At 69.8% G+C, this 25,697-nt stretch carries 24 protein-coding genes; 10 read left to right on the top strand and 14 right to left on the bottom strand.

All coding sequences use genetic code 11. From position 1 onward, the window contains the following. Nucleotides 1-4: 4 nt before the first annotated feature. Nucleotides 5-1,390 (top strand): class II fumarate hydratase, encoded by a 1,386-nt coding sequence (locus ABN273_RS10260; protein WP_349448444.1) that lies wholly within the window; start codon nucleotides 5-7, stop codon nucleotides 1,388-1,390. Here ABN273_RS10260 and trpD read toward each other — a convergent pair. Continuing rightward, complete coding sequence (gene trpD / locus ABN273_RS10255) at nucleotides 1,387-2,439, bottom strand: anthranilate phosphoribosyltransferase (RefSeq protein ID WP_349448443.1); 1,053 nt, start codon at nucleotides 2,437-2,439, stop codon at nucleotides 1,387-1,389. The two genes, ABN273_RS10260 and trpD, sit on opposite strands and share 4 nt — an antisense overlap. Nucleotides 2,440-2,679: 240 nt before the next feature. On the opposite strand from trpD, the gene ABN273_RS10250 reads away from it, so the two are divergent. From ABN273_RS10250 to ABN273_RS10230, 5 genes are read left to right on the top strand one after another with little or no spacing between them, the layout of a single operon-like run. After that, nucleotides 2,680-3,432, top strand: coding sequence for a 3-hydroxybutyrate dehydrogenase (locus ABN273_RS10250; protein ID WP_349448442.1), 753 nt, complete (start codon nucleotides 2,680-2,682; stop codon nucleotides 3,430-3,432). Next, nucleotides 3,417-5,273 carry a helix-turn-helix domain-containing protein gene (locus tag ABN273_RS10245; protein WP_349448441.1) on the top strand — a complete coding sequence of 619 codons (1,857 nt, stop codon included), beginning with the start codon at nucleotides 3,417-3,419 and terminating at the stop codon, nucleotides 5,271-5,273. The genes ABN273_RS10250 and ABN273_RS10245 overlap by 16 nt, the downstream gene beginning before the upstream one ends. A gap of 55 nt (nucleotides 5,274-5,328) precedes the next feature. Further along, nucleotides 5,329-6,603 carry an MFS transporter gene (locus ABN273_RS10240; RefSeq protein WP_349448440.1) on the top strand — a complete coding sequence of 425 codons (1,275 nt, stop codon included), beginning with the start codon at nucleotides 5,329-5,331 and terminating at the stop codon, nucleotides 6,601-6,603. Beyond that, nucleotides 6,600-7,601, top strand: coding sequence for an alpha/beta fold hydrolase (locus tag ABN273_RS10235; protein ID WP_349448439.1), 1,002 nt, complete (start codon nucleotides 6,600-6,602; stop codon nucleotides 7,599-7,601). The genes ABN273_RS10240 and ABN273_RS10235 overlap by 4 nt, the downstream gene beginning before the upstream one ends. Then, nucleotides 7,601-8,746, top strand: a complete 1,146-nt coding sequence (locus tag ABN273_RS10230; RefSeq protein ID WP_349448438.1) for an alpha/beta hydrolase family protein — start codon at nucleotides 7,601-7,603, stop codon at nucleotides 8,744-8,746. The genes ABN273_RS10235 and ABN273_RS10230 overlap by 1 nt, the downstream gene beginning before the upstream one ends. Here the strand turns inward: ABN273_RS10230 and ABN273_RS10225 are convergent. Together ABN273_RS10225 and ABN273_RS10220 are read right to left on the bottom strand one after the other, a co-directional pair. Next, on the bottom strand, nucleotides 8,736-10,733 hold the full coding sequence (locus tag ABN273_RS10225; protein ID WP_349448437.1) for a glycosyltransferase family 2 protein: 1,998 nt from the start codon (nucleotides 10,731-10,733) through the stop codon (nucleotides 8,736-8,738). The genes ABN273_RS10230 and ABN273_RS10225 overlap by 11 nt on opposite strands. 70 nt (nucleotides 10,734-10,803) lie before the next feature. After that, a complete protein-coding gene (locus ABN273_RS10220; RefSeq protein ID WP_349448436.1) occupies nucleotides 10,804-11,448 on the bottom strand; it encodes an aggregation-promoting factor C-terminal-like domain-containing protein in 645 nt (214 codons plus the stop codon). A 338-nt stretch (nucleotides 11,449-11,786) separates the two neighbouring features. Between ABN273_RS10220 and ABN273_RS10215 the strand changes: the two genes are divergently transcribed. Genes ABN273_RS10215 through ABN273_RS10205 form a run of 3 tightly spaced genes read left to right on the top strand, consistent with a single transcriptional unit; the run spans nucleotide 11,787 to nucleotide 14,370 of the window. Then, entirely contained in the window at nucleotides 11,787-12,461 is a 675-nt protein-coding gene (locus tag ABN273_RS10215; protein ID WP_349448435.1) for a response regulator, read from the top strand. Next, nucleotides 12,458-13,870 (top strand): ATP-binding protein, encoded by a 1,413-nt coding sequence (locus ABN273_RS10210; RefSeq protein ID WP_349448434.1) that lies wholly within the window; start codon nucleotides 12,458-12,460, stop codon nucleotides 13,868-13,870. The genes ABN273_RS10215 and ABN273_RS10210 overlap by 4 nt, the downstream gene beginning before the upstream one ends. Next, nucleotides 13,867-14,370, top strand: a complete 504-nt coding sequence (locus tag ABN273_RS10205) for a hypothetical protein (RefSeq protein ID WP_349448433.1) — start codon at nucleotides 13,867-13,869, stop codon at nucleotides 14,368-14,370. The genes ABN273_RS10210 and ABN273_RS10205 overlap by 4 nt, the downstream gene beginning before the upstream one ends. 4 nt (nucleotides 14,371-14,374) lie before the next feature. On the opposite strand, the gene phoH2 is transcribed toward ABN273_RS10205, so the two are convergent. The 11 genes from phoH2 to ABN273_RS10150 all read right to left on the bottom strand — a co-directional run bounded on the left by phoH2 (nucleotide 14,375) and on the right by ABN273_RS10150 (nucleotide 24,666). Beyond that, nucleotides 14,375-15,643, bottom strand: coding sequence for an RNA 5'-3' helicase PhoH2 (gene phoH2, locus ABN273_RS10200; protein ID WP_349448624.1), 1,269 nt, complete (start codon nucleotides 15,641-15,643; stop codon nucleotides 14,375-14,377). Between the two features lie 257 nt (nucleotides 15,644-15,900). Next, nucleotides 15,901-16,662 carry an isoprenyl transferase gene (locus ABN273_RS10195; protein ID WP_349448432.1) on the bottom strand — a complete coding sequence of 254 codons (762 nt, stop codon included), beginning with the start codon at nucleotides 16,660-16,662 and terminating at the stop codon, nucleotides 15,901-15,903. 51 nt (nucleotides 16,663-16,713) lie between these two features. After that, nucleotides 16,714-17,214 (bottom strand): hypothetical protein, encoded by a 501-nt coding sequence (locus tag ABN273_RS10190; RefSeq protein ID WP_349448431.1) that lies wholly within the window; start codon nucleotides 17,212-17,214, stop codon nucleotides 16,714-16,716. 110 nt (nucleotides 17,215-17,324) lie between these two features. Beyond that, nucleotides 17,325-17,687: an SCO6045 C-terminal-like domain-containing protein gene (locus ABN273_RS10185; RefSeq protein WP_349448430.1), complete on the bottom strand. Its 363-nt coding sequence runs from the start codon at nucleotides 17,685-17,687 to the stop codon at nucleotides 17,325-17,327. Further along, the gene (locus ABN273_RS10180) at nucleotides 17,684-18,547 is read right to left on the bottom strand and encodes an MbnB/TglH/ChrH family RiPP precursor modification enzyme (RefSeq protein WP_349448429.1); all 864 of its coding nucleotides are present in this window, start codon (nucleotides 18,545-18,547) and stop codon (nucleotides 17,684-17,686) included. The genes ABN273_RS10185 and ABN273_RS10180 overlap by 4 nt, the downstream gene beginning before the upstream one ends. Nucleotide 18,548: 1 nt before the next feature. Next, nucleotides 18,549-19,472 carry a TIGR04222 domain-containing membrane protein gene (locus ABN273_RS10175; RefSeq protein ID WP_349448428.1) on the bottom strand — a complete coding sequence of 308 codons (924 nt, stop codon included), beginning with the start codon at nucleotides 19,470-19,472 and terminating at the stop codon, nucleotides 18,549-18,551. 167 nt (nucleotides 19,473-19,639) lie between these two features. Continuing rightward, nucleotides 19,640-21,433 carry a phosphoenolpyruvate carboxykinase (GTP) gene (locus ABN273_RS10170; RefSeq protein ID WP_349448427.1) on the bottom strand — a complete coding sequence of 598 codons (1,794 nt, stop codon included), beginning with the start codon at nucleotides 21,431-21,433 and terminating at the stop codon, nucleotides 19,640-19,642. Between the two features lie 248 nt (nucleotides 21,434-21,681). After that, complete coding sequence (gene abmR / locus ABN273_RS10165) at nucleotides 21,682-22,203, bottom strand: ATP-binding transcription factor AbmR (protein ID WP_349448426.1); 522 nt, start codon at nucleotides 22,201-22,203, stop codon at nucleotides 21,682-21,684. Between the two features lie 133 nt (nucleotides 22,204-22,336). After that, nucleotides 22,337-23,515, bottom strand: coding sequence for a C40 family peptidase (locus ABN273_RS10160; RefSeq protein ID WP_349448425.1), 1,179 nt, complete (start codon nucleotides 23,513-23,515; stop codon nucleotides 22,337-22,339). A gap of 122 nt (nucleotides 23,516-23,637) precedes the next feature. Continuing rightward, entirely contained in the window at nucleotides 23,638-24,138 is a 501-nt protein-coding gene (greA, locus tag ABN273_RS10155) for a transcription elongation factor GreA (RefSeq protein ID WP_043628806.1), read from the bottom strand. A gap of 108 nt (nucleotides 24,139-24,246) precedes the next feature. Continuing rightward, entirely contained in the window at nucleotides 24,247-24,666 is a 420-nt protein-coding gene (locus ABN273_RS10150; protein WP_349448424.1) for a DUF4307 domain-containing protein, read from the bottom strand. 135 nt (nucleotides 24,667-24,801) lie between these two features. Here ABN273_RS10150 and mca point away from each other — a divergent pair, with 135 nt between their 5' ends. Beyond that, nucleotides 24,802-25,686 carry a mycothiol conjugate amidase Mca gene (mca, locus tag ABN273_RS10145; RefSeq protein WP_349448423.1) on the top strand — a complete coding sequence of 295 codons (885 nt, stop codon included), beginning with the start codon at nucleotides 24,802-24,804 and terminating at the stop codon, nucleotides 25,684-25,686. The last annotated feature ends 11 nt before the right edge of the window (nucleotides 25,687-25,697 follow it).

Here is a 25,697-nt window from a genome sequence, read left to right as displayed (position 1 = left end):
AGTCATGAGCGAGTTCAGAATCGAGCATGACTCGATGGGCGAGGTACGCGTGCCGTCCGGCGCCAAGTGGCGCGCGCAGACCCAGCGGGCAGTGGAGAACTTCCCGGTCTCGGGACGCCCTCTTGAGCCGTCCCACATTGCCGCGCTCGGCCTGATCAAAGCGGTGGCCGCCGAGGTGAACGGCGAGCTGGGCGTGATCGACAAGGACATGGCCGAGGCCATCGCCCAGGCCGCGGCCGACGTCGCCGAGAACGAGCACGACGCCCACTTCCCGATCGACGTCTTCCAGACCGGCTCGGGCACCTCGTCCAACATGAACGCCAACGAGGTGATCGCGACGCTGGCGGAAGAGCGCCTCGGCCGTCCCGTGCACCCCAACGACCACGTGAACGCCTCCCAGTCGTCCAACGACGTCTTCCCGACCTCCATCCACGTGGCGGCGGCGACCGAGGTGACGTTCCACCTACTGCCCTCGCTCCAGCACCTGGCGGCGGCGCTGCGGGAGAAGGCGATCGAGTTCGACGGGGTGGTGAAGTCCGGGCGCACCCACCTGATGGACGCGACCCCGGTGACGCTCGGCCAGGAGTTCGGCGGGTACGCCGCCCAGATCGAGCACGGGGTCGTACGTGTCTCCGCGGCCCTCGAGCACGTGCTCGAGCTGCCCCTGGGCGGCACCGCCGTCGGCACCGGCATCAACACCCCGCCCGGCTTCGCCCAGGAGGCCATCGCCAAGCTCCGCGAGGCGACCGGCATCCCGTTCGTCGAGGCCGGTGACCACTTCGAGGCCCAGGGCGCACAGGACTCGATCGTCGAGCTGTCGGGACAGCTCAAGGTGGTGGCCGTCTCGCTCACCAAGATCGCCAACGATCTCCGCTGGATGGGCTCGGGCCCGCGCGCGGGGCTCGGCGAGATCAACCTGCCCGACCTGCAGCCCGGCTCGTCGATCATGCCCGGCAAGGTCAACCCGGTGATCCCCGAGGCCACGACCATGGTCGCGGCCCAGGTCATCGGGAACGACGCGGCGATCACGTTCGCCGGTGCGTCCGGCAGCTTCGAGCTGAACGTGCAGCTCCCGGTCATCGCGCGCAACATCCTGGAGTCGATCAGGCTGCTGGCGAACGTGTCGCGGCTGCTCGCCGACCGCTGCGTCGCCGGCATCACGGCCAACGTCGAGCGCCTGCGCGAGTACGCCGAGTCGTCCCCGTCGATCGTCACCCCGCTCAACAAGTACGTCGGCTACGAGGAGGCCGCGAAGATCGCCAAGCAGGCCCTGGCCGAGCACAAGACCATCCGCGAGGTCGTCATCGAGCGCGGCCACGTGGCCAGCGGCACCCTGACCGAGGAGCAGCTCGATGCCGCGCTCGACGTGCTGTCGATGACCAGGCCCTAATGATCGGGGGCTGATGCCAGTGCCTGGGTGGCTTCGGCCCAGCGGGTGAGCAGGGACAGCGCGGCGCCGGAGTCGACCGCGTCCGCGGCGCGCTTGTAGGCGGCGCCCAGGGCGGCCGTGAGGTCGGGCGCGGGCGGCGTGCCGTCCGCGGCCACCACGGCGGCGGCCGCGTTGAGCAGCACGACGTCGCGCACCGGCCCCGGGTCCCCGGCGAGCACCGCCCGTGCCACGGCCGCGTTGTGCCGGACGTCGCCGCCGCGCAGGTCGTCGGGGCGGGCTCGCGGGATCGACAGGTCGGCCGGGTCGAAGGCGGTACGCGTCACGGCGCCGCGGCGTACCACCCAGACCGTGGAAGGGCCCGAGGTGGTGAGCTCGTCGAGCCCGTCGTCGCCTCTGAAGACGAGTGACGAGCCGCCGCGCTCGGCCAGCACGCCCGCGATGACCGGCGCCATCCCGGGATGGAAGACGCCGACCGCCTGGGCGGGCGGCAGTGCGGGGTTGGTGAGCGGGCCCAGGAAGTTGAAGACCGTGGGGACACCCAGCTCGCGGCGCGGGCCGGAGGTGCGCCTCAGCCCGGGGTTGAACGCGGGCGCGAAGCAGAACGTGATGCCGACCTCGTCCGCCACGCTGACCACGGCAGCCGGCGGCAGGTCGATGACCACGCCGAGCTCTTCCAGCACGTCCGCCGCGCCCGCCATGGAGGAGGCGGCCCTGCCGCCGTGCTTGACCACCTTGGCGCCCGCGGCGGCGGCGACGATGGCGGCCATCGTGGAGATGTTCACCGTGTTGGCGCGGTCGCCACCGGTGCCGACGAGGTCGACGGGATCGCCGGAGACCCTGATGGCGGCCGACCTGGACAACATGCCGTCGGCCAGCCCGGACACCTCCGCCACGCTCTCGCCCTTGGCCCGGAGCGCGACCGCGAACGCGGCGATCTGGGCGTCCGTCGCCGTCCCCGAGATGATCTGCTCCATCGCCCATCTGGCCTGGCGTGTGGTGAGCGACATGCCCTCGAGCAGCGTGGTGAGCAGTGCGGGCCAGGTGGTCATGGTGTGCGCCCCTTTCGTCAGTGCTCGACGGGGGCGCCTGTGACATGCCGACGGCCGCCTCGTCGAGGCGGCCGTAGTGCGTATACGCCGGGAGGTCCGCCTAGGAGGCGGGCCACCACTGGGACGAATACGCGATCATGCGCTCAACATAGCAGACTCCGATGATCCACATAGAACGGCACTCATCTATGTTGCCAGCACCCATGCGTCTAGGCGCGGAGACCGCCTAGGGTTCGGGGTATGGCGAAGGAGCTGACGGGGCGGACCGCGCTTGTGACGGGGGCGGGCGGCGGCATCGGGGCGGCCTGCGCCCGCCGACTGGCCGCCGAGGGGGCCAGAGTGCTGGTCGTCGACATGCGGGCCGAGCCCGCCGAGAAGGTGGCCGCCGAGATCGGCGGCCAGGCCGTGGTCGCGGATCTGAGCGATCCCGGCTTCGTGGCGTCGCTGCCCGACGAACCGGTGGACATCGTGGTGAACAACGCCGGGTTCCAGCACGTCTCGCCGATCGAGGAGTTCCCGCCCGAGGTCTTCTCGACGATGCTCAAGGTGATGGTCGAGGCGCCGTTCCTGATCGCGCGCAAGGTCCTGCCCGGCATGTACGCCAAGGGCTGGGGCCGGTTCGTGCACCTCTCGTCCGTGCACGGGCTGCGCGCCTCGCCGTACAAGTCGGCCTACACGGCGGCCAAGCACGCGCTGGAGGGCTTCTCCAAGGTCGTGGCGCTCGAAGGGGCGCCGCACGGGGTGACCTCGACCTGCGTCTGCCCCGCGTACGTGCGGACCGGGCTGGTCGAGGCGCAGATCGCCGACCAGGCTAAAGTGCACGGCATCGAGCCGGACGAGGTCGTGGAGAACATCATGCTGCAGCCCGCCGCGATCAAGCGGCTGATCGAGCCGGAGGAGGTGGCGGAGCTGGTCAACTACCTGTGTGGCCCCGCCGGGTCGTTCATCACCGGTGTGTCGCTGCCTGTGGACGGCGGTTGGACGGCGCGCTAGTGGCCAGACACTTCCTCGAACTGCTGGCCAGGGAGGCCTCCGCGGTCGAGTTCGAGGGGCCGATCATCGAGGCCAGGGCGGCCGGCGCGGATCCGGCCACGATCGAGGAGCTGGAGCAGGCCAAGGTCGAGGCGCTCAGGGTGCGCGAGCTGCTCAAAAGGCGTGCCAGGCGCGAGGCCGAGCTGTCGGCGCTCTACGACACGGCCGGCGACCTGGCCGCGCTGCGCGACCTCGACGCCGTGCTCGAGGCCATCGTGCACCGGGCCAGGCAGCTCCTGGCCACCGACGTCGCCTACATGACGTTGCACGACCCCGAGCGGGGCGACACGTACATGCGGGTCACCGACGGCTCGATCTCGGCCAAGTTCCGGGCGTTGCGGCTGGCCATGGGGGCGGGGCTGGGCGGGCTGGTCGCGCAGACGGCCGTGCCGTACTCGACCGCCGACTACTTCGCCGACGCCAGGTTCCGGCACAAGAACGACATCGACGAGGCCGTCAAGGAGGAGGGCCTGGTCGCGATCCTGGGCGTGCCGCTGCGGCTGGGCCAGCGGGTGATCGGCGTGCTGATGGCGGCCAACCGCAGCGCGCGGCCGTTCCACCAGGAGGAGGTGTCGCTGCTGGCCAGCCTGGCAGCGCACGCCGCCGTCGCGATCGACAACGCCAGGCTGCTGCAGGAGACCAGGAACGCGCTGGAGGAGCTCTCCCAGGCCCACAGGATCGCCAGGGAGCACGGCGACGCCGTGGAGCGGGGCGCGCTGGCCCACGACAGGATGACCTCGCTGGTGCTGCGCGGCGGCGGGATCGAGGATGTGGCGGCCGTGGTGACCGACGTGCTCGGCGGGTCGCTGGCCGTGCTCGACGACCTGGGACGGCCGCTCACGGGCGACGTGGGCGAGCTCGACTCGGGCGTGTTCGAGGCGGCGCAGGCGTCCAGGGCGCTGGGGCGTACCGTGCGGAGGGGCGACCTGCTGATCGCGTCCGTGGACGTCGGCGCCGAGCCGCTGTGCACGCTGATCCTGCGCAGCGACGACGCCGACGAGCGCATCCTGGAGCGGGCGGCGCTGGTGTGCGCGCTGCTCCTGCTGTTCCGCAGGAGCGTGGCGGAGGCCGAGGGCCGGGTCAGGGGTGAGCTGCTCGACGACCTGATCTCCCGGCCCGACTCCCCCGGGCTGACCGACCAGGCACGGAGGCTGGGCGTGGACCTCCACGCGCCGCATGTCGTGGTGGTGGCCAAGCACGGCGGGCAACGGGAGCGGGCCGCGTTCTGGGCCTCGTCGCAGGCCGCGCTGCGGCACGGGCTGGCGGCGGGCCGGGGTGACGAGGTCGTGCTGCTGCTGCCCGGCGAGAACGCGGGCCGCATCGCGCAGAACGTGGCCGCGGAGCTGAGCGCGTCGCTGCACAGCCCGGCCACGGCGGGCGCCGGAGCCGCCGTCGAAGGGAACGTGGCCGGCGCGTACCAGGAGGCCCGCAGGTGTGCAGAGGCGCTGATCGCGCTCGGCCGGGCCGGTGACGGCGCGAGCGCGGCCGAGCTGGGGTTCGTGGGGCTGCTCGTCGGCGACGGCCGTGACGTGCGCGGCTTCGTCAGCAGGGTGCTGGGCGCCGTGATCGACTACGACGCCCGCAGGGGCACCGCGCTCGCCGACACGATGGCCGCCTACTTCGGCTCGGGCGGCTCACCCTCCCGTACGGCCGAGGCCATGCACATCCACGTCAACACCGTCACGCAACGGCTCGACCGGATCGGCAAGCTCCTCGGCGACGGCTGGCTGGAGCCGGATCGCGCGCTCGAGATTCAGCTCGCGCTCCGCCTGCACCGGCTCGGCCACACATCCACCCCATAGACTGTGGGCTTCGGCCCCATATGAGTGATGCCGGTCACTCCCTACCGTGACCGGCATGGCCACTTCCATCAAGAAGATCGTCGCCGCGAGCCTGATCGGCACCACCATCGAGTGGTACGACTTCTTCCTGTACGGCTCGGCAGCCGCCCTCGTCTTCAACAAGCTCTTCTTCCCCGAGTCCGACCCGCTCACCGGCACGCTGCTGGCGTTCCTCACCTACGCCGTCGGATTCATCGCACGCCCGCTCGGCGGCCTGGTCTTCGGCCACTTCGGCGACCGGCTCGGCCGCAAGACGCTGCTGGTCGTCAGCCTGCTGACGATGGGCGCCGCGACGTTCCTGATCGGCTGCCTGCCGACGTACGAGACCCTGGGCCCGGCCGCGGCGCTGTTGCTGACCGCGCTCAGGCTCGTGCAGGGCTTCGCGCTCGGCGGCGAGTGGGGCGGCGCGGTGCTGATCGTCTCCGAGCACGGCGACACGGCCCGCCGCGGCTTCTGGGCCTCCTGGCCGCAGGCCGGCGCCCCCGGCGGCAACCTGCTGGCCACCGGCGTGCTGGCGGCCCTGGCCGCCTGGCAGTCGGATGAGGCGTTCCTGGCGTGGGGCTGGCGGGTGCCGTTCCTGCTGTCGGGCGTGCTGGTGCTGATCGGGCTCTGGATCCGGCTGACGATCAGCGAGTCGCCGGTCTTCCAGCAGGCCCCGCCGGAGAAGGCGCCGCCCATCAAGGGAGTGTGGCGGTACCACCGGAAGGACGTGATCACCGCGATCGGCGCGCGCCTCGCGGAGAACATCTCGTTCTACCTGCTCACCGTCTTCGTCATCACGTACGCCAAGTCAGTCAAGATCGAGAACTCCACCGTGCTGAACGCGGTGCTGATCGCCTCGGCCATCCACTTCGTCACGATCCCGATGTGGGGCGCGCTGTCCGACCGGATCGGCCGCCGCCCGATCTACCTGGCGGGCGCCGCCGGGATCGGGGTGTGGATCTTCGCGTTCTTCCCGCTCGTGGACACGGGCAACTTCCTGGTGATCACCCTTGCCGTCACCGTCGGCCTGCTCTTCCACGGCATGATGTACGGCCCGCAGGCGGCCTTCTTCTCCGAGCTCTTCGGCACGAGGATGCGCTACACCGGCGTCTCCATCGGCGCGCAGCTCTCGGCGATCGTGGCCGGCGCGCTCGCCCCGATCATCGCGGTCGCACTGCTGAAGAGCTACGGGAGCAGCGTGCCCATCTCGGCCTACCTCGGGGTGGCCGCCCTGCTCACCCTGGTCGCGGTCTACGCCGCGCGCGAGACCCAGGGCCGCGACCTGGCCGAGAGGATCCACGCGAAATGAAGGTCCGTACGCCCAGGCTCACCCAGAATGTCCTGACCGTCGAGGGCCGGGACACCGGCGAGCCCGTGCTGTTCGTGCACGGCAACGTCTCGTCGTCCGCCTTCTGGCGCGACAGCATGGCGGCGCTGCCCGGCGGCTACCGCCCGCTGGCGGTGGACCTGCGCGGGTTCGGCGAGAGCGACCCCGCGCCCGTTGACGCCACGAGGGGCCTGCGTGACTACTCCGACGACGTGATCGAGCTGGTCGAGGCGCTCGACCTGGACGGGGTGCACCTGGTCGGCTGGAGCCTCGGCGGCGGCATCGTCCTGCAGGTCCTGCGGGAGCGGCCGGCCGCGGTCAGGAGCGTCACCCTGGTCAACCCGATCTCCCCGTACGGCTTCGGCGGCACGGAGGGACCGGACGGCCGCCTCACGCACCCCGACGGCACGGGGGCGGGGGCCGGGGCCGCCAACCCGGACTTCGTGGCCCGGCTCAAGGCGGGCGACATGTCGGACGAATCGCCTACGTCGCCCCGTAACGTCTTCCGCTCCGCGTACGTCAAGCACCCCGAGGTCCCCGACGAGGACTTCTACGTACGCTCGATGCTCACCACCCACGTGGGCGAGGCCAACTACCCCGGCGACCCCGTCACCTCCACCGAATGGCCCGGCGTGGCCCCCGGCAAGACCGGCCTGCTCAACGCCATCGCCCCCACCCACTTCCGCCTGGACGACCTCCACGAGATCGACCCCAAGCCGCCCATCCTGTGGATCAGGGGCGCCGACGACGTGATCGTCTCGGACACGTCGCTGTTCGACCTGGCCCACCTGGGCGCGCTCGGCGTGGTGCCCGGCTCCCCCGGCACGCCGGCCCAGCCCATGGTGACCCAGACCAGGGCCGTGCTGGAGCGCTACGGGCCGTACCGCGAGGTCGTGCTCGACGACTGCGGCCACAGCCCGCACCTCGAACACCCCGAAGAGTTCCAGCGCCTGCTGGCCGCCCACCTCGAGGAGTCGTGATGCTTGTCGCGCTGAGCTTGGTGGCGAGCCTGCTCACGCCGGCCCCGCAACTCACGGTGCCGGGCGCGGAGCATGCCCTGGTCGCCACGCTGGACGACCTGACCACGGCGGGCACGGTGAAGACCGGCCACACCGACCCGGCCGACTGGGCGGGCCTGCACTCGGCCGCCACGGTGAACCCGACGGGCGTGCCCGGCACCCAGATCGACGGCTACTTCCCCGACACCTCCACCACCAACGCCACGCACGGCTGGAACCACGACTCCCAGTTCGTGATCAGGCTTCCCGACGACTGGAACGGCGGCCTCGTCGTCAGCGGCACCCCGGGCAACAGGGAGCAGTACGCCAACGACTACACGATCTCCGATTGGGTCCTGGCCAAGGGGTACGCGTTCGCCGCCACCGACAAGGGCAACGTCGGCGTGAACTTCCACGAGGACGGCCGCCGCCCGGGCGACGCCATCGCCGAGTGGAACGACCGCGTCACCCAGCTCGCGGTGGCCGCCAAGGCGGTCGTCAAGCAGCGGTACGGCAAGCGGCCGGAACGCACGTTCGTGGCGGGCCTCTCCAACGGCGGCTACCTGGTCAGATGGCAGCTGGAGAACCGCGGCTGGCTCTACGACGGCGGCGTGGACTGGGAGGGCACGCTCTGGCGGGTCAAGGGCGACAACCTGCTGAGCTTCCTGCCGCCCGCCCTGAAGGCGTACCCGGACGAGGCCGGGGTGCGGGCGGCCGGGTTCGCGGCCGGCTCGGAGTTCCTGTGGCCGTTCCACCGGCAGTACTACTGGGAGCTCACGCAGCAGCTCTACCAGAAGGAGCTGGACCCGTCCTACCAGGGCGCGGCGGCCGACTACGACTACGACGAGCGCAGGCCCTATGCGGCGGTGTCGAAGATCGCGCTGACCGGCAGGATCACCAAGCCGCTGATCACGATCCACGGGACGCTCGACACGCTGCTGCCGATCTCCCGCGACTCCGACGTGTACGCGAAGATGGTCGGCCCGAACCGGCCGTTCCGCTACTACCGCGTCGAGGGCGGCAACCACCTCGACAGCCTGGTCGACGTTCATCCCGAGCGGCTCAAGCCCATGCTGCCGGTCTTCAGGAACGCCTTCGAGGAGCTGGCGGGCTGGGTCAGTCCTTGAGGTAGCGGTGCTTGCCCGCGCGCGCCAGGCGCACCAGGTGACGCGCGCCGGGCAGCCGCCTGCCGATCCTGTGCAGCATGGTGTCCCTGCCCATGGGCGAGCGCCGTCGCGGATCGACGGCGGCGGCGGGCCGTACCTGGATCCTCCCCCTGCGCAGCTCCAGCGCGAACCTCAGTCCGGTCTCCTCCTCCGAGGAGCGCAGCGACGACACCCACCTGCCGGGGCCGAGCTGGTCGGGGGTCGGCATCATCCACTTGACCGGCACCTTGGCGACGAGCTGCCCGGCGAGCTTGCCCGGCACCCCCGCCTCGACCAGCGCCGGGGCGCACACCTCGCGGCCGCGCCGCCCGGTGCCGCGCAGCACCAGCTCCAGCGGCGGGCCTCCGCTCGGCGGCACGTACGGGACCGGCAGCACGACGTACACGTGTCCGTCCAGCTGCTTGATCTCCACCCCCGGCGACACCAGCGCGATCGACTCGGGGAACGAGCGCGGCTCGACGGCCAGGCCCAGCTCGCCGTGGTCGGTCCAGCACGGCACCACCAGCCGTACCCTGGGGCGCTGGGCCAGCACGCCCAGGCAGTTGAGCGGGCCGTCGGAGCGCCCGACCCGGCTCCTGGCCTGGTTCGCGCCCCCGAACATGCGGACGTGCACCTCCCACTGGCCAGGTTTGAGCGGCTCGCCGTGCGCGGCTTTCGTCACGTCGAGCCGGCCCTCGCCCCTGACCTGCACCCTGATCTTGCTGCGGCCGTCGGGCACGCGCTCCACGTGCTGCGTCATCGGCAGGAAGTGGATCGCGCCGGTCTCGGAGTGGCGCACGTAGAGCTCGACCCGGGCCCGCTTAACCGCGTCGGTGATGTCGGTGACGCTGTCGTCGAGCGAGCCGGTCTCCAGCGCGCGCGGCGGTATCCAGTGCACGCGCTCGCCCTGCATGCGGTACCTGTCGAGCGTGCCGTCGCCCGCCAGGACCTCCACGGTCAGCCCGAGCACCAGCACATGGGCGTCCCAGCGCACCTCGGTCAGGTCGGCGCGGAGCCCGGCACGCTTGGAGGAGTTCGACAGGAGCACGATCTGGTCCAGGCGTCCCATGCGGACGTACGCGGCCAGCACGCGGAGCTGGACCGGCAGGTAGCGGTCGAGCCGCGCGGGGAACCGCTCCGTGACGAGTTCCTGCACCACCCGGAAGTGCAGGCCGCGATCGACGGAGGAGTTGGCGAACCTGGCGGTCAGCAGCGGGCGCAGGACGGCGTACCGGAACCAGTGGGCGTACATGCGGTCGCGCTGGCGGCCCTCGCCGACGTAGGTGTCGATGTCGTCGAGGAGCCCGATCAGCTCCTTGACCATCGCCCGCGGCTCCTCCTCGTCCCCGCGCGGCTCGCCGAGGTGGCAGCAGATGTGCTCGGACAGCACGGCGATGACCTTGGCCCGCAGGTAGGCCCGCATTACGAACGCCTGCTCGGCCATCCGGCCGCCGGGCACGGCGAAGCCCAGCTCGTGCTCCTCCAGGAAGGCGCGGCGGTAGAGCTGCTGCGGCGCGAGCAGGCTGAGCAGCCGGTCGCGCAGGATGTCGGCGCGGGCCGTGCCGCGCTCGAAGGCGGTCATCGGCGGCCCGAAGTCCCGGATCAGGCGGCCGATCAGGATGTCGGCGTCGGTCTCCACGGCACGCTCGTACATGCGGGCGATCGCGTCCTTCTCCAGCCGGTCACCCTGGTCGAGGAAGTACACGTACTCGCCGACCGCGGCCGCGAGGCCCACGTTGCGTCCGCGCATGGCGGAGCCGGTGTGCGGCAGGTGCAGCACGCGGACGTTCCGGCGGGCCGCGGCGATGGTGTCGAGCCGCTCTCCGATCCCGTCCGTGGAGCCGTCGTCCACGAAGATCACTTGATATTCGTCCGCGGGCATGGTCTGCTCCACGGCCGAACGGATGCACGCGTTGGCGGTGCCACCCGGATTGTGGACATTGACGATCACACTGACCTTCACACCCATGCGGCCAGCGTGCGCGGACCTACCCCGTCCGGCGCGGCGGCTTGCCGATTAGAGAAGGAAAGTTGACCCTCTAATACCAACCCACCGACTGTGAATGGCCCCAGGCAGCGCACGGCGTGCCGTAACGGCCCTTGATATAGCCGAGGCCCCACTTGATCTGGGTCTCGGCATTGGTCTGCCAGTCGGCGCCCGCGCTGGCCATCTTGGTGCCGGGCAGGGACTGCGGGATGCCGTACGCGCCGGAGTAGCGGTTCATCGCCCGCTCGTTCCAGCCGCTCTCCTTGTGCCAGAGCCGCTCCAGGCAGCCCCACTGGTCGTCGCCCCAGCCGTAGGAGGCGAGCATGGCCTTGGCGGTGGCCTTGTTGCTGCCTGGCGAGGGATCGCTGCCGGGCGGGAAGTTCATGGCGGGAAACCCGTCGCCGCCCGGCGCCCTCTTGGGCACGACCCAGTCGAGGTCGCCCTTCTTGCTCGCGCCGGTGCGGCCCTTCTTCAGCTGGTCCGCCTTGTATGCCTGCTGGGCCGCGTTCTTGAGCGCGTCGCTCTTGGGGTCGGGCACGTAGGGGTCGCCGTTGAGGATGGAGCCGAGCTGCTCCGCCGTGAAGGTGTCGCCGGCCGGCCTGTTGGCGTTCTGGATCGCGCGGTAGGCGACGAAGCCGCCTCCGCCGACGACGACCACCAGCGAGGCGGCGATGACGACGATGCGCTTCGGGGTCAAACGCGCAGGCCGACGTGCCGAGGGCAGATCTTCCTTCGGCGGGCGCTCACTCAACTGCGGACCGGGGCTCACGAACCATGAGCTTGCCCTGTCCTGGGGGGTGGTTGGCAACCGAAACGCGGTAATCGCTTGGCTCTACATTGATTAACCGGCAGGTAAGCATGACGTTTCGAAACGGTGTGATTTTCGTCACACGGGCCCCAGGCTTCCCTTCGGGCACCCGTAACCGAAGGGAAGCCAGTTCCAGGGTGCCGTGCCTACTTCGGGATCCCGTCCGCGACATGTCACAGTTTGGTGACTTAGTTCGGGCATTCGGGACATGGAATAATAATGTGCGCGTGGCCGGCATCCTCCTTGTTGAAGACGACCCCTCCGTCCGTACCGCTCTAGAGCTGGCACTGACCCGGCAGGGGCACTCCGTCACGTCCTATGCGACGGGCGAGGAGGCGCTCGACCACATCAGGGCCCGCCGCCCGGAGATCGCGATCCTCGACGTGATGCTGCCGGGTATCGACGGGATCGAGGTGTGCCGCCGCGTACGCAAGCTCGACCAGCTGCCCGTCATCCTGCTGACGGCCCGCGGCGACGACCTGGACGTGGTGGTCGGGCTGGAGGCCGGCGCCGACGACTACGTGGTCAAGCCGGTCGAGCCCAGGGTCCTGGACGCGCGCATCCGCGCCATCCTGCGCAGGGCCGAGTCCGCCGCCTCCGATCGCATCACCTTCGGCGACCTCGTGATCGACCGGGGCGCGCTCAAGGTCACGCTGGCCGACAAGGAGATCCACCTGACGCCGACCGAGCTGCGGCTGCTGCTGGAGCTCGTCCGGCACCCGGGCCAGGTGCTTAACCGCCGCTACCTGCTGCGTGCGGTGTGGGACCACACGCACATCGCCGACTCGCGGCTGGTGGACGCCTGCGTGCAGCGGATCCGCGCGAAGATCGAGCCGAAGCCGGCCGAGCCCGTGTTCATCCACACGGTGCGCGGGTTCGGCTACCGATTCAGCCCTCCGTGATCCCGCTGCCCACCGGGCTGCGCGCCCGCCTCGTCATCACGTTCACGCTCGTCGCCGTCACCGCGTCGACGCTGGTCGCCACCATCGGCTTCGAGCTCGCCAAGACCGCGCTCGTGACCCGGGCCGAGAACACCTCGCTCGACCTGGTCACCAGGGAGCTGAGCGGCATCACGTTCCCCGTCGGCAAGCTCCAGCCGGGCGAGGCCGCGCCGACGACCAAGGATTTGGAGCGCGTGACCGCCGCGCTGAGCGGGCCGGGCAGAAGCGTGCTGGTCGAGTACGGCAACATGGTCTCCACCGAGGGCCCCTTGACCATGAACGACGTGCCCAACGAGCTCTACGGCCGGGCCAAGCAGAGCGTCGTCACCCAGCGCAAGATCATCGATGACCAGCTCTGGCTCATCGTCGGCGCCGAGGTCTACCGCGACAACGGCGGCGTGCCAGAGGCCACTGGGCTGCGCGCGTTCGTCTTCTTCCCGATGCACGACGACGAGAGCCAGCTAGACACGCTCAGGACCACGCTCATTCAGGGCGGCGCGGCCATCGTGCTGATCGCCTTAGTCGTGGCGCTGCTGTCGGCCAGGCAGGTGCTGCTGCCGGTCCGGCGGCTCAGCGCGGCCGCGCAGGCGCTCGGCCAGGGCAGGCTCGACACCCGCCTGCCCGTCCACGGGCAGGACGAGCTGGCCGAGCTGACCGCCAGGTTCAACGACGCGGCCGCGGCGCTGGAGCTGAGCGTGTCGGAGCTGCGCGCCCTGGAGGCCATGTCGCGCCGGTTCGTGGCGGACGTCTCGCACGAGCTCCGTACGCCCCTGACCGCGATGACGGCCGTGGCCGACATGCTGTCGGAGGAGGCCAACCGGCTGCCCGAGGCGCCGGCGGAGGCCGTGCGGCTGGTGCTCAGCGAGATCGAGCGCCTGCGCGAGCTGGTCGAGCACCTCATCGAGATCAGCCGCTTCGACGCGGGCACGGCCACGCTCAACCTCGAGCCGGTGAACGTGGCCGACGCCGTCATGGACTGCCTCGAGGTACGCGGCTGGAGCGACCGGGTGGCAGTGAAGGCCTCCCAGGGCTTGACCGTGAACCTCGATCCGAGGAGGTTCGATGTCATCGTGGCCAACCTGGTCGGCAACGCGCTCAAGCACGGCAAGCCCCCGGTCGTGGTCAGCGCCAGGGGCACGGAGAACGGCCTGGAGGTGAAGGTGCGCGACCACGGCAAGGGCATCCCGCCCGAGGCCATGCCGCACGTCTTCGACCGCTTCTTCAAGGCGGGCGCGGGCCGGGCCCGCAGCCAGGGCAGCGGCCTCGGCCTCGCGATCGCCAGGGCGAACGTCCACCTCCACGGCGGCACGATCTCCGTACGCCCCCAGAGCCCCGGCACCCTGTTCACGGTCTGGCTTCCGCACTCATGACGGCCATCCGCGTAGTGTCGTTCATCTGCCTGCTGGCCCTGGCGGCCTGCGGCATCTCGCCCACGGACGTCCAGGATCGCGGCAACGTGCCCACCATCAAGGTCCCGCCGCCGTCCAAGACGATCTACCTGATCAGGGACGGCAAGCTCGCCCTGGAGCCGGCCGACGTCGAGAACGACACCGTGGGCAGCCTGCTCGGCGCGCTGTTCGCGGCCTCCACGCAGCCGCTCGGCGACCGGGACACCGCGCTGCGCGGCTTCACGTACCTGGGGATCAAGGACTCGCTGAACCCCGTGCAGCGGGACGAGGTCCAGCTGCCGCGCACCTCGACGCTGACCGTCTACATCAGGGGCGACGGCACGCTGACCAGGCTCGGCAAGGCGCAGATCGTCTGCACGGCCCAGCAGGACGCGGCGTTCGAGCTGGTCAAGATCGTCCGCGAGAACGAGAACCGCCCCTCCAGGTCGGAGGGGCGGTACACCTGTCCCGAACTCAAGTGAGCTGTCAGAGGCTCAGATCCTCCAGCATCTCCGTCACCAGCGCGGCGATCGGAGAGCGCTCAGAGCGGGTCAGCGTGACGTGTGCGAAGAGCGGGTGGCCCTTGAGCTTCTCCACGACCGCCACCACGCCGTCATGCCGGCCGACCCGGAGGTTGTCGCGCTGGGCGATGTCGTGGGTGAGCACGACCCGCGAGTTGGCGCCGATCCTGCTCAGCACGGTCAGCAGCACCCCGCGCTCCAGCGACTGGGCCTCGTCCACGATCACGAACGCGTCGTGCAGCGACCGGCCGCGAATGTGCGTCAGCGGGAGCACCTCCAGCATGCCCCTGTCGAGCACCTCCTCGATGACCTCGGGTGAGGTGATCGCGCCGAGCGTGTCGTAGACCGCCTGCGCCCACGGGCCCATCTTCTCGCCCTCGGTGCCCGGCAGGTAGCCGAGCTCCTGGCCGCCCACGGCGTAGAGCGGGCGGAAGACGACCACCTTGCGGTGCTGGCGGCGCTCCAGGACCGCCTCCAGGCCCGCGCAGAGCGCCAGCGCCGACTTGCCGGTGCCGGCCCGGCCGCCCAGCGAGACGATGCCGATCTCCGGGTCCATCAGCAGGTCGAGCGCGATGCGCTGCTCGGCGGAGCGGCCGTGCAGGCCGAACACCTCGCGGTCGCCGCGGACGAGCCGTACCGACTTGTCCGGCTGCACCCGGCCGAGCGCCGAGCCCTTGGCCGACAGCAGCCGCAGGCCGGTGTGCGTCGGCAGGTCCCTGGCCTCCTCGACGTCGGCGGTGCCCTGGTCGAAGAGCGAGTCGACGTCCTCGGCGGTCACCTGGACCTCGGCCATCCCGGTCCAGCCGGACTCGTGCACGAGCTCGGCGCGGTACTCCTCGGCCGCCAGGCCGATCGAGGCCGCCTTGACCCGCAGCGGCAGGTCTTTGGACACGAGCACGACGTCGCAGCCCTCGGCGGCCAGCGAGCGGGCCACGGTCAGGATGCGTGTGTCGTTGTCGCCCAGGCGGAACCCCACGGGCAGAATGGAGGGATCGCTGTGATTGAGCTCAACCCTGATCGTGCCGTCCCCCGTAGGCATCTGCTCGTCGAGCCTGCCGTACTGGATCCGCAGGTCGTCGAGGTAGCGCAGGGCCTTCCGCGCGAAGTAGCCGAGCTCGGGATGGTGCCGCTTTCCCTCCAGCTCGGTGATGACCACGATGGGAAGGACCACGTCGTGCTCGGCGAAGCGGGTCATTGCCGCCGGGTCGGCCAGCAAGACCGAGGTGTCCAGCACGTACGTCCGCTTGGCCGACTGGTGAGTAGGGTTGCTCGAGGACACTGCCACACGTTCTCCCCCGGGCGCCCATTGGGGCGGGCACCCTGCAGACGAGGCGGGAATCGGACCGGACCCGCTTCCCCGACCGCGAGCCGCCGTCGGCGCCGGTTTCCGGCCCCCTCGGCAGATCATGGTGCAAAGGCGGGCCCTCTCCGAAATATCCGACCTTCGGCCGGATATTTACTACGTTAGGTTCTGAATGCCCGTTTGTCGCCTCATGAACCGTAACGTCGGTGTCTCGCAGCGTAGTCGCGCAGCGCCCGCAGGAAGTCGACCCTGCGGAAGTCAGGCCAGTAGGCCTCGTGGAAGTAGAACTCAGAGTGAGCGCTCTGCCAGAGCATGAAGCCGGACAGACGCTGCTCGCCCGAGGTCCGGATGAGGAGGTCCGGGTCGGGTTGGCCGCGAGTGTAAAGATGCTCCGCGATGTGCTCCACATCGAGCACCTCGACGAGGTCCTCGATGCTCGCTCCCCTGCTCGCGTGCTCTTGGAGCAGTGAGCGCACCGCATCGGCAATCTCACGTCTTCCTCCATACCCAACTGCAACGTTCACAATCAGGCCCGGACGGTGTGATGACGCTTCCTTTGCATTTTTTAGGACATTCGCCGTTCGGTCGGGCAGGAGGTCGAGCGCGCCGACCGGGCTGATCCGCCAGCCCTCCTCCACCAGCTCCTGCGTCACGTCCTCGATGATGCGCAGCAGCGGCTCCAGCTCCTCCTTCGGCCGGTTGAGGTTGTCGTTGGACAACATCCACACCGTGACGACCTCGACGCCGGTCTCGCGGCACCAGCCGAGGAGCTCGGAGATCTTGTCGGCGCCCTTGCGATGGCCGCTGGCGACGTCCCGCATGCCCATCGCGCGCGCCCAGCGGCGGTTGCCGTCGATGATGACCCCGACATGCCGGGGGATGCTGTCCTTCGACAGCTTGGACTCCAGCCGGTGCTCATACAGCCGGTAGACCAGATCGCGCAGGCCCACGGAGTTCCTCCCCAGCGGTCGCCTTTGGTCGCTTGACCCAACAGGCAATTATCACCGCGATTCGCCTGTGCCTGCTCCTTCTATCGGATTCCTCGCCAGATCTCTACCTTCTAGACATCCCTCAGCCTCGTTCACGAGACCTCGTACGAACTTCGCCAGCTCGGCCGACGTCAGCACCGCACGCATGCCCACGCCCGTCGAGCCCCACGCCTCCACGTACGCCCTCCTGGTCAGCCGCCACTGGCCCTTGGCCGCCTGCCACACGGGGATGGTCCTGAGCTGGCAGCGCAACTCGCCGCCGCCCACCAGGCCCGCTCTGGTGCGGTAGCGGAAGGAGAACAGCTCGCTGTCCGGCTCCTCGTCGGGGAACCTGTCGTCCGGGTCGGTCCACCGCCTGGCCGCGCCCCGACCCGCGCGGGCGTCGTCCACGCCGCGCGCCAGTCGCGCGAGCAGCCAGCCACACCGCTCTCCGACGCTCCCGTACGGTGTGCCGTCCCGATGGAGCTCGAGGGTGACCTCGTACGGCGTGCCGACGCTGTCCTTGCATGCCACCGGCGTGACGGTCAGAAAAGATCCGTCGACGCAACGCAGTCCCCCCATTCCCTCACGGTTTCCGGCCCAATGTCGGCTAAACCGCCTTTGCCGGATCCGCTCCCGCCCAGCTAAGGGAGTAAGCGGGACCACCATCGGGGCTTGCGGGGCGGGTCGGGCATGCGGCCGCGGTCGCGCAGCCAGGCGGCGAAATCGTCGGCGTCGGCGCGGTAGCCGGGCGGCGGCGCGCTGCGGGAGCGGGCGTAGGCGGCGAACTCCGCGGCCAGGTCGGCGCCGGCCGCGGCGGCAGCGTCGGGCCGGAGCCTGGCCACGATGCCGCGCCGCTTGGCGATGAGGCTCAACGCCTGCACGCGCATCCGATCGGGATCGAATCCCGCCGGCACGGCGGCCCCCGCGACGAGGGCCGCCACCACCCGCCCCTGCGCCTCCGCCAGCCGCCGCCGAGCCTCCGCGAGGTCGGGTTCGCCGGTCATCCGGCCTCCCGGCCCAGGGACATCGCGGCCCTGATCCTGGACAGCTCGCTCACCAGGGCCGCGTCGCTCGGATACGCGTCGTCCCACTCCAGCAGCACGCCCGGCGGGGTGGCTCGGGCGCACAGCTCGGTGAGGACGTCGAGGACGGCCTGGGGCGCGGCGGCGGTGTGCGTGTCGTGCCAGATCCCGTGATGCTCCTCTCCTCCGGCCACATGGACGTACGCGAGGTGCTCGAGCGGGAGCGCGTCGAGCGCGGCCACGGCCGACAGGCCCAGGTTGACCTGGTTGGTGTAGAGGTTGGCCACATCGATCAGCAACCCGACCCCGGTGCGCTCGACCAGTTCGGCGAGGAACTGGGCCTCGGTCAGCTCGTCGTCGGGCCAGCCGAAGATCGCGGCCACGTTCTCCAGGGCCAGCGGCACCGGCAGCGCGTCCTGCGCCCGGCGTACGTTCTCCGTGATGACCCGCAGCGACTCGCGTGTGCGGGGCACGGGCAGCAGGTGCCCGGCCTCCAGCCCACCGCCCCGTACGAACGCCAGGTGCTCGCTGACCAGCGGCGAGTCCAGCGCCTGCGCGCAGGCGGCCAGGTGGGCCAGCCGGGCCGGCGAGGGCGGCTCGGCGCCGCCGACCCCCAGCGACACGCCATGCGGGATCACCGGCAGGCCCCTGGCACGCAGCAGACGTAACGACTCGGGCAGGTCAGCGGGATTGATGTGCTCGGCGACCACTTCGAGGAAGTCGACGCCGGGCATCCGCTCGATCGACAGATCCAGCTCGGCCCGCCAGCCGATGCCCACCCCGAGCTCGGTCCTCGGCTCGCTCTCTGGGACGGCCCGCCGTCCCGCCTCCGGCTGGGACATGTCAGCTCCCTCCGCCCCCGCAACCACCGCCGCCGCATCCGCTCCCGCCGCCGCAGCCAGAGGAGCCGCTGCCGCAGCCCGACCCGCTGTGGGCCGATCCGCCGCAACCGGCGTAGGAGCCGCCGCCACTGCTGCTGCTGGACGTCGACCGCCGCGTGCGACGAGGCGCGGCCGGCGGGACGTAGTCGTCCAGCGCCCTGCTCAGGTCAGAGTCGCGTAGCGCCCAGTGACCGTGCAACGCGATGTGCACCCGCCCGTTCCCCGAGCCCGCCGGATGCGCCTTCCTGGCCCGGTCCAGCTCCTCCGTCCCGTCGGCGGTGAGCGCGGCCCGCCTGAACCTCCTGTCGCCGGCGAGCGCGACCACCGCGCCGATCCCGGCCGCCACCAGGACGAGCAGGGCGAGCATCGAGAGCAGTGCCGGACCTCCGGCGAGTGCAACCGCGATCCCGGCGACCGCCAGGACCGCTACCACCCTCAGCCCGGCGGCCAGCCGCCTGAGCCGGGCGAGACGGACGTCGGACACGATCAGGCCCAGCTCGGCGAGACGGCGCTCGAGCTCTCCCATGGCCGGGCCACGGCTCACCGCCTGGTTCACCAGGAACCTCGACGGGCCGCCGTTCCGCGCGACTGCGGTGATCGTCTCCCGCTCGATGGGGTCGTCCGTGGCGGATCTCTTGGAGAGGGGGTGGAAGCGCGGCCCCCGTGACACGCGCAGGGCTCCACTCTCGACCAGGAGCGTGAGGGCCGTATCGGCCACCCGCGCAGGCCCGCCCGCCAGATAGGCGAGCTCGTAGTGATCGAGGTTGCGAGCGCGGGCTCCGGCCGCGGCCGCCCGGGTGGCGGCATGCTCGCGTTTGATCGCGGAGGCGATGGTGACGGCGATCGCCGCCAGGGCCACCGAGAGAATCAGCAGGACAAGGTCCATTACGGCCTCCCTCCGTGCAGCCGATCAGGCTGGTTACCGAAGAGACGCGTAAAGGGACGGTAAAGGTTTCGTTCTGCTCATTTAGATTACCGGCACTTTTTCAAACTGCCGGGACAGCACGGCGGCGCCGTCAAATCAGACGGCGCCGCCGTACCGCAAACGAGGGGTCAGCCGAGCCGGTCGAGCAGGGCGTTGTACTCGTCCCACAGCTCCTTGGGCAGATGCGAGCCGAACTTGTCGAAGTGGGCCGGGATCAGCGACGCCTCCTCGCGCCACACGTCCTTGTCGACCGACAGCAGCGTGTGCAGGTCCTCCTCGGACAGGTCCAGGCCCTCGGTGTCGAGGTCGGCCGGCAGCAGGCCGATCGCCGTCGGCACGGCACTGGCCTCGCCGTTGAGCCGGTCGACGATCCACTTCAGCACGCGGCTGTTCTCGCCGAAGCCCGGCCAGATGAACCTGCCCTCGGCGTCCTTGCGGAACCAGTTGACGTAGTAGATCCGGGGCAGTTCGGCGCCCTTGCGGCGGCCGATGTCGAGCCAGTGGTCGAAGTAGTCGCCCATGTTGTAGCCGCAGAACGGCAACATGGCGAACGGGTCGTAGCGCAGCTCGCCGACCTTGCCCTCGGCCGCGGCGGTCTTCTCGGAGGCGACGTTGGCTCCGAGGAAGACGCCGTGCTCCCAGCTCAGCGACTCCGTCACCAGAGGTACGGCGGTGGCGCGGCGACCGCCGAACAAGATCGCCGAGATGGGCACGCCCTTGGGGTCCTGCCATTCGGGTGCGATGGTCGGGCACTGGGAGGCCGGGGTGGTGAAGCGGGCGTTCGGGTGGGCGGCCGGCTCGCCGCTCTCGGGCGTCCAGGAACGGCCCTTCCAGTCGGTCAGGTGTGCCGGCGGCTCCTCGGTCAGCCCCTCCCACCACACGTCGCCGTCGTCGGTGAGCGCGACGTTGGTGAAGATGCTGTTGCCCCAGAGCGTCTTGATCGCGTTGGCGTTGGTCACCTGGCCGGTGCCGGGCGCGACGCCGAAGAAGCCGGCCTCCGGGTTGATCGCGTAGAGGCGGCCGTCGTCGCCGAAGCGCATCCACGCGATGTCGTCACCGATCGTCTCGACCTTCCAGCCGGGGATCGTGGGCTGGAGCATGGCGAGGTTGGTCTTGCCGCAGGCGCTCGGGAAGGCCGCGGCGATGTAGCGGGTCTCGCCGGAGGGCGGGGTGAGCTTGAGTATCAGCATGTGCTCGGCCATCCAGCCCTCGTCGCGGGCCATGACGCTGGCGATGCGCAGGGCGTAGCACTTCTTGCCGAGCAGGGCGTTGCCGCCGTAGCCGGAGCCGTACGACCAGATCTCGCGGGTCTCCGGGAAGTGGCTGATGTACTTGGTCGAGCTGCACGGCCAGGGCACGTCCTCCTGGTGCGGCGCCAGCGGCGCGCCCACGGAGTGAACAGCCTTGACGAACTCGCCCCTTTCCTCGATGAGCTGGAGCGCCCTGTCGCCCATCCTCGTCATGATCCGCATGGAGACGGCGACGTACGGCGAGTCGGTGATCTCGACGCCGAGCTGCGAGATCTCGCCGCCGAGCGGGCCCATGCAGAACGGGACGATGTACATCGTGCGGCCGCGCATGCAGCCCTTGAACAGCTGCCCGAACGTCCGGCGCATCTCGTCCGGAGCGATCCAGTTGTTGGTGGGCCCCGCGTCCTCCTCGCGCTCGGAGCAGATGAAGGTACGGTCCTCGACCCTGGCCACGTCGCTGGGATCGGACGTGGCGTAGAAGCTGTTGGGCCGGGCGGCCAGCCGCGTGAACGTGCCCTGCTCCACGAGGAGGTTGGTCAGGCGCGTCCACTCCTCCTCAGACCCGTCGCACCACTCGATCCGGTCTGGCTGGGTCAGGGCGGCGATCTCCTTCACCCACGCGGCCAATTCGCTATTGCTGGTCGGTGCGGGCACTTCCACGGAAACGGACACGACTGCGACTCCTCCACTCTCTCAGGGCCCAGTCATCATTAACGACGAAGCGGCAAAAGGCCAATTGGCGTAGACCTGTTGGCTTTGGCCGTCGTCGCAGGCAGCGGCCCTGACGATTGGGGGAGCCTACCCACGCGGAGCGGATTTAAAAGAGAATTATCCCGCAGTGGTCCAGTCCAATTGTGCTGGTCTAAACCAATTTCCCAAGTGGTTTAGTCCATTTCCGCGACCGTTTCCGCTGGACCGTCTCAGGAATTGACGTCCGGCCCCGCCGAGCGAACCCGGTCGACATGCTGGAGAGCGTCCCGCAGATCCGCCAGCCAGGTGTCGGTGTGCTTTCCGACCAATCGGACACACCAGGCAAGCGCGTCACTGCGGCTCCGGGCCACTCCTGCCGCCACCAGCGTGTCGAGGACCTGCCGCTCGGTCTGGCGCAACCTGGTCATCACGGGCACGGAGAGCGTGGTGAACATCACAGTCTCACCACCGCAGACCACCCCCCAGGACACCTTCTGCCGGAACTTGCGCTCGGCCTCCCTGGCGATCTCGATCCGCCGCTCCCGCGTCTCTTCCCTGAACCTCCTGGCCAGCCCTTCGATCAGCGCGGCCCGCTCCGTCTCGGACACGTCGTCGGGGGGATCGGGCAGCGTGCCGAGCACCGCGATCTCCTCGCGGTCCCTGACGATCTCCGGCGCCCCGGTGAACCACCCTTCGGGCAACCGCCCGGTGAACCAGCCGTGAATCTGTGCTGTCTCGTTGTCTGTTGCCATGTAATCACCATTACACAGTTGCAGACAGAATGCACGCACCGAACACGCGCAGCTTCCGGCACTGGCCAGCGCCGCACGGCATCGCGCGACGGCGCGGTGGGTGGGAAGACGGGACGATCGTCAGAACGCCGGGTTAGCGGACCTTGACCGCCATGACGGGGCTGACGCGGACGACGCCCGCCAGGTTGCGGGTGTGGACCGGGGAGATCTTGACCACGTCGCCGGTACGCGGCGCCTGGATCATTTTCCCGTTACCCCAATAAATCGCCACATGGGAGATGTAGTCCGGATTAGTCGGATCTAGGCGCCAGAAGATCAGATCACCCGGCTGGGCCTGCGACAACGGAACCTGGGGACCGGCCACCCACTGCTGGTGCGTCACCCGGGGCATCCGCACCCCCGCCCGGGCGAAGGCCCACTGGACCAGGCCGGAGCAGTCGAACGTGTCGGGCCCCTCGGCGCCCCACACGTACGGCCTGCCCAGCTTGGAGGCGGCCGCCTTCAGTGCCACGGTGATCTGGTCGCCGGTCATGAACGACCCCGCGGGCCAGCTCCGCGCCTTGGTCTGCTGCGGCTTGGGCAGCACGGGGTTGACCATCGCCACCTGCGCGCCCTTGGGCAGCGCCTCGAGTATGGCCTTGCGCAGCGTGTCGGAGTTGCTGTCCGGGGCGCTCACGATGAGCGCGTTGTCGCGGGGCAGCCCCAGCGTGCGGCCCACGTCCTTGGACACGACGGCGTCCACCGCGCCGAATCCGGTGGTGGCGTACGCGCCGATCCGCAGCGTCCCCACCGGGCCCGCCACCCGCCTGTGCAGCGCGAGCCCGCCGTCGTTGCCCAGCACGAACGACACGGCCACGTCACCGGCCGCGACGTTCTGCCAGAGCGCGTCGGATGAAGCGGTCACCTTGGGCGTGTACGAGCGAAACGTGGACGGGTTGACCGCCAGTGTCTGCACCCGCTTGCCGTCGAGCGTGATCGACGCCGCGTCGGCCAGCTCGAGTGCGCGCACCCCGCGCAGCTTGGCGACCTTCCGTAACAGCTCGTTGGTGAACGGCTTGCGGGTGAGCACGAACAAGTTGGGCTTGTGCAGCTTCTTCAGCGGCGTCACGGGCTGGATCGTCTCGGCGGGCTGCTGCTGCGCCGGCGGCTGCTGCTGTTGCTGCTGCTGCGGCCGGCGCTGCTGCTGCGCCATGAGCGTCGACTTGGGCGTGGCCTGGGCGCGTACAGGCTGCCCGGCCTCCAGACCGGATCTCGTGAGCAGCAGCACGTCGGCGGTCAGCACCGCGACCAGCGCCACCACGATGAACGGCACCAGCTTGTAGGTGTCGCGCCGCTTACGAGACTTGACCAGGAAGCTGAGATCCTGCCGGATCCCGGAGGCATGCGAAAAATCCGCCGGGCCAACGTGGGCCCGGCGGTCGTCCTGCGGGGGAGTCAGTTCCCGATGTACGGCACTGCCTCGAGGATCTCGACGGTGTTCTGCCGTCCGTTGGGCAGGGAGTAGGTCGCCTTCTCCCCGATCTTCTTCCCGTTGATCGCCGCGCCCAGGGGGGACTTCGGCGAGTAGACGTCGATTGGCGCTCCGCTCTCCTCGCGGGAGGCGAGCAGGAAGGTGACCTCGTCGTCGTCGCCGACGAACCGGATGGTCACGGTCATGCCGGGGCCGACGACGCCCTCAGCCTTGGGGGCCTCTCCCACCTGGGCGTTGTCGAGAATCTGCCGGAGATGGAAGATGCGGGCCTCCATCTTGCCCTGCTCGTCCTTGGCGGCGTGGTAGCCACCGTTCTCACGCAGGTCGCCCTCTTCACGGGCGGCTTCGATCTTCTTGGCGATGTCGACGCGCCCGGGGCCAGAGAGATATTCGTACTCCGCCTTCAGGCGGTCGTACGCCTCCTGCGTCAGCCATGTGACGTTCTCATCGCGAGAGTCGGCCACGGGTTCTCCTTGCTTGCCTAGGGGGCCCTGAGGTCACTTGAGGTTACGTGTGGTTGAATTGCGAAAGGCTAACAAGTCAACCGCTCCAACGCTTCCCCAAATGTCTCACTATACGAGATTGCAGTACTGGACGTGGACGGAAGTGGCCTCACCGCTCGTGTCGAGGCTTTCCTTGATCTGCTTACTACCCCCACCAGCCGGGATTCTTACTTCCTTGCTGCCCACTTCCGCGTGATAGACGTCCAGCGCCCTGATCCGGCAGACCGCCACCCTATCGTCTGGCTTGTACACCTCAAAGGTGATCTCCGCGCGATTCGCGCTTTCCACCTTGAACGTCACCACCTGCGCCGGCGCCTCAGAGCCGCCCGCCGTCATCGACCACATGACGTATCCCCAGCCACCGGCGATGATGGCCACCAGCACGCCGATCACGACGTGGACGACGAGCCGGCCGCCTCGCTTGGGACGGTCCTGGAACTCGTCGGGTGTGCCGAGAACTGGCCCGTTCTCGACATCTCTGGTCGCCATGGCGGAATCTCCCTGCACTCCCTGAGCGTTATCCGAGACAATTGTCGCCCGCGGGGGGTGTGCCCTCGCGACCGCCCAGCAGAAACTAGCCTCTCTGGGCGAGTGACCGGTCCCTACTGAGGAGACATCGAGCCCGTGAGTGCACCGCTGAGGCTGATGGCCGTCCACGCCCACCCCGATGACGAGTCGAGCAAGGGCGCCGCCACAATGGCGCGTTACGTGCGCGAAGGCGTGGAAGTGCTGGTCTGTACCCTCACGGGCGGTGAGCGCGGCTCCGTGCTCAACCCGAAGATGGACCGGCCCGAGATCGTGGCCAACATCGCCGCGGTGCGCAAGGCCGAGATGGACCGGGCCCGCGAGATCCTCGGCGTGCAGCAGCGTTTCCTGGGCTTCGTCGACTCCGGCCTGCCGGAGAACGAGGACGAGGCGCTGCCCGAGGGCTGCTTCGCCGTGCAGAAGCTGGAGGACGCCGCGGCGCCGCTGGTGGCGGCCGTACGCGAGTTCAGGCCGCATGTGATCATCACGTACGACGACGACGGCGGCTACCCGCACCCCGACCACATCATGACCAACAAGGTCTCCGTGGAGGCCTTCGAGGCGGCCGGCGACCCCGACCGCTACCCGGGCACGGGCGACCCCTGGCAGCCGCTCAAGCTCTACTACCAGATGGGCTTCACCAAGGAGCGTTTCGAGGCGCTGCACGAGGCGATGACCTCGCGCGGCCTCGGCTCCCCTTACGCCGACTGGATCGCCCGCTGGGAGGACCGCCCGGCCAAGTGGCCGGTGACCACGCGGGTGCCGTGCGGCGACTACTTCGAGATCCGCGACCAGGCCCTGCTGGCCCACGCCACCCAGATCGACCCCGACAGCTGGTGGTTCGTCTGCCCGCGCGAGCTGCAGCAGGAGATCTGGCCGACCGAGGACTACCACCTCGCGCGCTCGCTGGTGGACACCGAGCTGCCCGAGGACGACCTGTTCGCCGGCATCCACGCCGAGGACGTCTCCCCCGCCTGCCACTGACGGGACCACCC

Source organism: Nonomuraea sp. B19D2 (genome assembly GCF_040137845.1).
Lineage (GTDB): Bacteria > Actinomycetota > Actinomycetes > Streptosporangiales > Streptosporangiaceae > Nonomuraea.
Note: the sequence above shows the minus strand (reverse complement) of the source record. Positions and strands in the feature narration are given on the sequence as shown.